Below are 6,000 nucleotides of genomic sequence, written 5' to 3' on the forward strand. Positions count from 1 at the left end.
CACCCGCGTGATGCTGCCCATGTTCGGTGCTGAGGAGTCGGGACATCGAAGCCCCAGAGGACGCCCCTCAGGCTTCGGGGTGATCTGAAACGTACTCTTGATCGTTTACGGGCCGTCTGGCGGTCAGCGCATCTGACGCTGATAATCCGTATGCCGAACTGCGCGGTCACCTGTACGTGCTTCGCGGTGGCCCCGGCTGTCCGGAGTCGCTGGGCCTGTACCGTAGGTGGCTTGATCTCGCTCGCCGAGCTGCTCGCTTCGTCCTCGGGCACGAGCCTGGCTTGAATGTGCCTGCTGGGGCCGGATCGGGATGATGTTTCAGGAGACCCCCGTCGGGCCCCCGCTTGCTTGGTGGCGATGTGTCAGCTCGACGCGTATGCGAGCTTTTCAGACGTTTGATCACATCGTGCGATGGTCACCCAATGGCGGTGCGATGATGTGCCACATGGTGCTTCACGTGGGGGTGGCCGCACTCCGCAAGCGACGGGTGCACTTGCGGGAGACTATGCCAGTGGCGGGAGTATCACCGTCATGCCGTCGAGCCGCCGTGTGACGTTGGCGCCACCGCGCATCGAGCCCGCAGACCTGCTTACCCCCGAACGATCTGTGTACTTCGTGACAGAGGCGTTGGCCGTTTTGGGCGCCCGACTCGGAGCAGACACGGTGGTTATCGACCTCAGAGCTGGTGCCTCCGAACTCTCCGCACCCGTGCTTCTCGACCCCAGGGTTCAGCGAGTCTTTGTGACTACGCTGAGTCATCAATCCCTCGCTGGCACGGAACTGATGGTTCAACAACTTGGCCGAAAGGCGCCCACCGTTCAAGGTACCGACCCTGCAACGTCGGTCGTCGTCACCCAGTACCGGATGGACACTCACACGGCACAGGCCGACGCTGCCCGCAGCATGCTCTCGGCGGCTTTGGGAGCGGCTCTCCATGGTCCGGTGGAGACCGACGGAGATGACACGGGATCCGTCGATGCCGCGCTACTCGCGCAGCCGGTACTGAGCCCCTTCAGAGAGGAACTCCTTGCGCTCCCGTCCTCCTGGGACGCGGTGCTGGATGTGATCTCGTCGTGCGGAGTCGCTGACGGACTCGAGTCCCTACTCCCGGTTCCTGCTGCCCGCATCACCGCTGAAGCCGCCCCAGCGATGGCGGTGGACTACGGTCAGTTGCGTCGCAACCTCGCGCGAACCGCAGGCAACCTCGTCTATGCGGAGCAGAGCGGTCTGTCCTCGGCCGGCGGCTTCCTAGTGACGGAACCGCTCCGACGTCTGCTCGCCGACCACCGGACCGAGCTGCCGCAGGCCCTCGTCGTGGGTGCGAAGGGGGCAGGTAAGACCTTCATGTACGCGAAGGCTTGCGCCGCGCGTACGTGGCAGAGGTTCGCAGAGCAGTCCGGGATCAGAGGCACCACCGTCGAAGCGCCCATCGTTCCTGTTCTGGAGTCAGCGAACCTGGAGTATGGAGACCTTGAGCCGCAAGACCTGCGTGACGCTTTCGCGTCGACGAACGGTGACAAGCCACGACGGAACGTCACCAGCTCCAGCATCTCGGACCGGCTCAAGGCCGGCCTGGGGAGGCTCGGTGGTCAGGATGAGCTCGGTTGGCGCAGCCTGTGGCTGGAATGCCTGGCCATGGCCTGCGGGCTGGAAGTCTCGGAGCAACGAACTTCAGAAGAGGCATTGATTGAGCTTGGCCGACGGGCCAAGGCGGTCTTCGTGATCGACGGCCTCGAGGATCTCATGCAGAACCTGGACAGTGACACGAAGCGCACTGCCCTGAGGGTTCTGCTGATCGACGTCCTTGGATGGCTCCGCTCCCTGCGCGGCCGCCCCTTCGGCCTCGTGGTCTTCGTCCGGCGTGACCTCGTCACCGGCGCCGTTCGGCAGAACAGCGGCCAGCTCCTGGGTCGGTACGATCACTATGCCCTGCATTGGAGCAAGGAGGAGGCCCTGCGTCTTGCCCTGTGGGTGACTGCGCACGCCGATGCACTGCCCGAATCCGTTCCGGTCGCCGGTATCACTGATCTCTCGACGGACGATTTGATCAACAGTCTCATCCAGGTGTGGGGTTGGAAGATGGGTAGCGCGAAGTCCCGCGAGGCGCGCTCCCACCTGTGGGTCCCTGCAGCCCTGGGTGACTTCAACGGCCAGGTGCAGGCGCGAGACGTAGTGATGTTCCTCGCAACAGCAGCCAAGAACTCTGAGCAGTACAACGACACGGTCGACGACCGTGTGCTCGTCCCCACTGCCATGCGCAAGGCCTTGCTGGAGTGCAGCAGGAACAAGATCATTTCGGTGGGGGAGGAGAACAAAGAGATCGGGCGGCTGCTGGTGCACATGCAGGGCCTCGGTCACCCTGTTCTGGTTCCGTTCGACCTCGAGCAGGTCGAGTTGACTGTGGCGGATGCGGATCTGCTGATTGAATCCGGGGTCTTCAGCAAGGGGGCCGACGGGCGCTACTGGGTGCCAGAGATCTATCGACATGGTCTTGGGTTCAACAGTGAGCGCCGTGCAAGGGTGCTCTGGTAGCGGCGCATCCTCAAGCAGTCCGGCTCAGGAGGAAGGCTTCGCTGCTCGCTTCTTCCGTCACTACGCCACGTTCTTGCACGGCGTTAGGGTGCGTGGCCGACCGCCTCATCGAGCAGTTCATAAGAGAAGCGGGACCGTGTCAGCGGGGCTGACCCGTCTGCGGGATGAGTCGGGGTTTGGTCCGCGACTGGTCCGGAGGAGTTGGTCAGGAGTGGGACACCGGTGGGGTGAACCGGGAGTTTCGTGCAGACCCGACCCTTCCCAGGCGGGGCGAGCGGGAGGCGCCTGACAGGCAAGAGCCCGGGTCAGGCGCCTCTTTTCGTGCCTCTAGAAGAAGCCGAGCTTCTTCGGCGAGTACGAGACCAGGAGGTTCTTCGTCTGCTGGTAGTGGTCCAGCATCATCTTGTGGGTCTCGCGGCCTATGCCGGACTGCTTGTAGCCGCCGAAGGCCGCGTGGGCCGGGTACGCGTGGTAGCAGTTCGTCCAGACACGACCCGCCTGGATCGCTCGGCCCGCCCTGTACGCCGTGTTGATGTCGCGGGTCCACACCCCCGCGCCCAGGCCGTACGCGGTGTCGTTCGCGATGCGGATGGCGTCCTCGAAGTCCTGGAACGACGTCACGGACACCACCGGGCCGAAGATCTCCTCCTGGAAGATCCGCATCCGGTTGTCGCCCTCGAAGATCGTCGGCTGGACGTAGTAGCCGCCGGCCAGGTCGCCGCCGTGGTCGATGCGCTCGCCGCCGGTCAGGATCTTCGCGCCCTCCCGCCGGCCTATCTCCACGTACGAAAGGATCTTCCGCAGCTGCTCCTCCGAGGCCTGCGCGCCGATCATCGTGTCCGTGTCCAGCGGGTGCCCCGGGACGATCAGCTCGGTGCGGGCGACGGCCGCGTCGAGGAAGTCCCCGTACCGGCCGTGCTCGATCAGCGCCCGGGACGGGCTCGTGCACACCTCGCCCTGATTGAGGGCGAACATGGCGAACCCTTCCAGGGCCTTTTCGCGCAGGTCGTCGTCGACCGTCCAGATGTCGTCGAAGAAGATGTTCGGGCTCTTGCCGCCGAGTTCGAGGGTGACCGGCTTGAGGTGTTCCGCCGCGTACTGCATGATCAGCCGGCCGGTGGAGGTCTCCCCGGTGAACGCGATCTTCGCGACCCGCGGGCTGGACGCCAGCGGCTTGCCCGCCTCCTCGCCGAAGCCGTTGACGATGTTCACCACCCCCGGCGGCAGCAGGTCGGCCACCAGGCTCAGCCAGTAGTGCACCGAGGCCGGAGTCTGCTCGGCCGGCTTCAGCACCACCGTGTTGCCCGCCGCCAGGGCAGGGGCCAGCTTCCACACCGCCATCAGGAGGGGGAAGTTCCACGGGATGATCTGCCCGACCACGCCGAGGGGCTCGTGGAAGTGGTAGGCGACGGTGTCGTCGTCGAGCTGGCTGAGCCCGCCCTCCTGGGCGCGCAGGGCGCCCGCGAAATAGCGGAACTGGTCGATGGCGAGCGGCAGATCGGCGGCGAGGGTCTCGCGGATCGGCTTGCCGTTCTCCCAGGTCTCCGCGACCGCCAGGGCCTCCAGGTGTTCTTCCGTCCGGTCGGCCATGCGCAACAGGACGGCGGCCCGTTCGGCCGCCGAGGCGCGTCCCCAGGCGGGCGCGGCCGCGTGCGCCGCGTCGAGGGCGCGCTCCACGTCCTCGGCCGTGCCGCGCGCCACCTCGGTGAAGATCTCGCCGTTGACGGGGGAGGGGTTGGCGAAGTACTGCCCGCGGACGGGTTCGACGTAGTCGCCGCCGATGAAGTGTCCGTACCGGGACGCGTACGACATCAGCGCGCCCTCGGTGCCGGGTGCAGCGTATCGGGCCATGGTGTCCTCCCCTTGCCGGGCGCGGGCCGCCGTCGGCCGGCGTTCCGCAGGAGGCTAGGGGCGCGCAGGTTGCGGATACGTTGCACGGCGGCGGAGCGGCTGCATCCGTCCTGCCGCCCGTGGAGGTGCGGCGCCGAGCTCGCCGTCCAGGGAACGTACGCGGGCCAGCGCCGCCTGGCGGTCCCGGGCAGGCAGGGCTGCGGCAAGGGCCCGCCACACGTCCGGGTCGTCCGCGCCCCACGGCGTGCACACCCAGTCGGTCAGCAGTCCCACGTCCGCCCGGGCGACCACGGCGGCCCGGGCCTGGTCCTCGATGCGGCGGCGCAGCCGGACGATGCCGGGCGCGGTGGAGGCGGGGAGGAGAGGGCCCGGATAGTGCTGGAGGGCCGCCGAGACGGCGCCGGCGGCAAGGTGGCGGGTGACGGCGGTGAAATCGGCCTGCAGCGGCGCGGCCGTGCGGTAGGGGCGGGACAGCGGGGCGCGGCAGCCCAGCAGACCGCGCAGCCGTGACATTTCGGCGCGCAACGTCACGGGCGATACGGATTCGTCCTCGTAGAGCTCGACCGCCAGCTCCTCTCCGGTCAGCCCGTCGGGGTGGTGCGCGAGCAGGGCCATGATCTCGCTGTGCCGCCGCCCCAGGCGGGTCCGCGCCCCGTCGGCGCCGGTCAGCAGGGCCTCGTCCTGGCCGAGGGCCCCGAGGGTGTCCCCGGCTGCCGTGGGCAAGGCACCCGGCAGGGCCAGCTGGGCCTCGGCCGCCCGGGCCACCGCCTGCACGAACGCGAGCGAGTGGGGGTGGGCCAGGCCGTCACCGCCGGTGATGTCCACCGCGCCCAGGACCCGGCCGGTACGCGGGTCGCGAACGGGCGCCGCCGCGCACGTCCAGGCATGGACCCGCCGGCTGAAGTGCTCGGCCCCGAAGACCTGGACCGGCCTGCCGACCGCGACCGCCGTGCCCGGCGCATTGGTGCCCATCGCCGTCTCGGCCCACCGCGAGCCCGGAACGAAGCCGAGGCGCTCGGCGCGGCGCATCGTGGCCGGTTCGCCCTCCACCCACAGCAGGCTCCCGCGGGCGTCGCACACCGCCAGCAGGTGCGACCCGTGTGCCGCGAACGCCCCGACCAGGTCCCGGAAGAGCGGCATGACCCGGGCCAGCGGGTGCTGCGCCCGGTACGGCCGCAGCTCCGCCTCCGCCAGCTCCACCTCCGGCACGCAGTCCGGACTGACGCGCGCTCGGACGCACCGCAGCCAGGACCTCGCGATCACCGCCCGGACCGGGCCCTCGACACGGCCGTGCCGGGTGAACGCGGAGTGCGCCCTGCGCAGTACCCGCCTGTGCTCGGCGGGGTCGGCTCCGGCAGGCAGTGCCAGCGGCGGCTCGTCCATGTCACCCTCCCGCAGTCTCCGGAGCTCCCGCGGAGCCGAAGCGCCCCATCGTCGCCGCGGTGCGGGGCCCCGGCAAGGGCGCTCCCGGCCACTCAGCGCCGAAACGCCGAACCTCGTGTGCGCAGGTCGCGGAGGCGGGACGGGAACCGCCGGGGCGGTCCGGGCGGTGCGGGCGGTGCGGGCGGTGCGGGCGGTGCGGGCGGTCCGGGCGGTGCGGGCGGTCCGGGGCGGTGC

Annotated in this window: 3 protein-coding genes; 1 reads left to right on the forward strand and 2 read right to left on the reverse strand. The window is 68.9% G+C overall.

Translation table 11 applies throughout. The annotated features are described in order from the left end of the window. The first annotated feature begins 663 nt into the window (after positions 1-663). On the forward strand, positions 664-2,532 hold the full coding sequence (locus tag HYE82_RS13960; protein WP_179174341.1) for a hypothetical protein: 1,869 nt from the start codon (positions 664-666) through the stop codon (positions 2,530-2,532). A 327-nt stretch (positions 2,533-2,859) separates the two neighbouring features. On the opposite strand, the gene HYE82_RS13965 is transcribed toward HYE82_RS13960, so the two are convergent. Continuing rightward, entirely contained in the window at positions 2,860-4,383 is a 1,524-nt protein-coding gene (locus HYE82_RS13965) for an aldehyde dehydrogenase family protein (protein WP_179174342.1), read from the reverse strand. Positions 4,384-4,437: 54 nt separating this feature from the next. Then, the gene (locus HYE82_RS13970) at positions 4,438-5,766 is read right to left on the reverse strand and encodes a GAF domain-containing protein (RefSeq protein WP_179174343.1); all 1,329 of its coding nucleotides are present in this window, start codon (positions 5,764-5,766) and stop codon (positions 4,438-4,440) included. Between the last annotated feature and the right edge of the window lie 234 nt (positions 5,767-6,000).

The organism is Streptomyces sp. BR123, from assembly GCF_013401435.1.
Classification (GTDB): Bacteria; Actinomycetota; Actinomycetes; order Streptomycetales; family Streptomycetaceae; genus Streptomyces.

What these genes read in the sequence shown, in the direction of transcription:
- HYE82_RS13965 (WP_179174342.1), bottom strand. Translation starts at nt 4,383, where the DNA reads ATGGCCCGATACGCTGCACCCGGCACCGAGGGCGCGCTGATGTCGTAC.
- HYE82_RS13970 (WP_179174343.1), bottom strand. Translation starts at nt 5,766, where the DNA reads ATGGACGAGCCGCCGCTGGCACTGCCTGCCGGAGCCGACCCCGCCGAG.